General features: G+C 63.4%; 2 protein-coding genes. Both read right to left on the bottom strand.

What is annotated here, in order from left to right:
- Positions 1–83 precede the first annotated feature (83 nt).
- Positions 84–974 carry an NAD(P)-dependent oxidoreductase gene (locus WCB02_RS35480; protein WP_423966089.1) on the bottom strand — a complete coding sequence of 297 codons (891 nt, stop codon included), beginning with the start codon at positions 972–974 and terminating at the stop codon, positions 84–86.
- A gap of 70 nt (positions 975–1,044) precedes the next feature.
- On the bottom strand, positions 1,045–2,208 hold a 1,164-nt coding region (locus tag WCB02_RS35485), incomplete at its 5' end, for an ABC transporter substrate-binding protein (protein ID WP_423966091.1).

Here is a 2,208-nt window from a genome sequence, read left to right on the forward strand (position 1 = left end):
GGGTAAAGGTTCGCTCTCGAATGCCGCCAGGATGGTCAGCGCGCGATCGACGGCAGCGACGCCGGGCGAAGCCATACGGTCTCCTAGTTGCCAGATTCCTCGGCATCAATCAGCTTGGCGATGACGGGAAAGTACGCGCCGCCCATTCCCTTGTCGATCGTCTCCTCGAAGATGGCGCGCACCAGCGCGGCGCCGCGAGGATTGAGGCCGGCCTGCGCGGCCAAGTCGAGCGCGTAGCTCAGGTCCTTCAGGGCATATTCCGTTGAGAAGGCCCGCAGCGGAAACTCGCCCGGAACGATCGCCTTCATGCCGTGGTTGCGGAGCGCAAAACTGTCCGCTGAGCCCTTGGAAAGCGTCTCCAGCAGCAGCTTCGGTTCGACGCCCGAGTGCCTGGCGATCGCAACGGCTTCCGCCAGTGCATTGACGGTTTCGAACAGCACCATGTTGTTGAGGATCTTCGTTACTTGGCCGGCGCCAGTGGCGCCACACAGGGTCACGTCGGTGGCAAAGTGCCGGATCAGCGGTTCGAGCCTTGCATAGTGCTCGGGCGAGGCGCCGACCATGACGCTGAGCGTGCCATCCCGCGCAGCCTGACGGGTTCGGGCGATCGGCGCGTCGATCCACACCGCGCCCTTCTCCGCGAGCCGGCGCGCGAAATCGCGGGTGAGGCCGACTTCGGACGTGCCGAGATCGACGACCGTGTGGCCGCCACGAACCGACTGCAATAGGCCCGCCTCGCCCTCGAAGACGGACGACACGTGCCCGGCGCTTGGCAGACAGAGGAACACGATCTCGCTTCCGCCCACGACATCGGCCACGGAGTTTGCTGCTGTGGCGCCGTCGGCCGCCATACGCGCCATCGGCTCTTGCGCGAGATCAAACGCCATGACCGGCTGCCCGCTTTTGCGCATGAGATTGCGGCAAATCGGCTCACCCATCACTCCGAGACCGATGAATCCAATGGCGCCAGACATGATTGCCTTCTCCTTTGACTTTGTGTGCGCCGGCTCGGCTGCAGCTCGCGCACTTGCCGGATCGACGCAGCTACTTGACCAGCGGACAGTCGCCGTCGGCCATCGGACGAAATACCTCTGCGCCCGGCTTCGTGCTGACGATCTTGTAGTCATCGTAGGCGTATTTCGATTCGGCCGGCTTCTTCACCTGGACCAGATACATGGTGTGCAACACGCGGCCGTCGGGACGGATCGTGACGTCCTTGTTGTACATGTCGTTGACCTTCATTTCGTGCATCTTGGCCGCGACGATCGTGGGATCCGTGGTCCCCGCCGCCTTCACCGCGGCAAGATAGTGATGTACGCCGCTATAGACCCCGGCTTGCACCATGCTGGCGACCTTGCCATCCATCATGGCCGCATAGCGCTTTGACCAGGCGCGGGTCTCGTCGTTCAGGTCCCAATAGAATGATGTGGTCACCTGGAGACCCTGCGTCACTTTCAGGCCGAGGGCGTTGACGTCGGTAATGAAGACGAGAAGACCCGCCAGGCTCTGGCCGCCCTCGACGATGCCGAACTCGCCGGCCTGTTTGATCGCGGTCTGAACATCCGCGCCCGATGTGGCAAGCCCGACGACTTGCGCCTTGGACGACTGCGCCTGCAGCAGGAACGAGGCAAAGTCGGCGGTCCCCAGCGGGTGCGCCGCCGAGCCGACCACCTGGCCACCGGCCGCCTCGATGAACTTGGTGGCGTCGCGCTGCAGCGCGTGGCCGAAGGCGTAGTCCGCCGTGATGAAGTACCAGGTCTTGCCGCCCGCCCGCGTGATGGCGTCGCTGGTCAGCTTGGATAGCGCATAGGTGTCGTAATTGAAGTGGAAGCTGACCGGTGAACAGGCTTTTCCGGTGAAGTCCGAAGATCCGGGTCCGCTGATGAGGAAGATCCTGTTCTTCTGTCGCGCGACTTCGAGGATGGCAAAGCCTGCCGATGAGGCGGCCCCGTCGGCAATCACGTCGACACCCTCATTGTCGAACCATTTGCGCGCCGTCGCGGCGGCGATGTCCGGCTTGTTCTGATGGTCGGCCGAAACGATCTCGATCTTCTTGCCGAGAATTTCGTTGCCGAAATCTTCCGCTGCGAGCCGCGCTGCCGCCACCGATCCCCTGCCGCCATTGTCTGCGAACACGCCGGACTGATCGTTCAGCACGCCGATCTTGATGACATTGTCGGCAGCCGATGCGGCGCCTGACCCGAGCGC

The organism is Bradyrhizobium sp. (assembly GCF_049581145.1).
Lineage (GTDB): Bacteria > Pseudomonadota > Alphaproteobacteria > Rhizobiales > Xanthobacteraceae > Bradyrhizobium.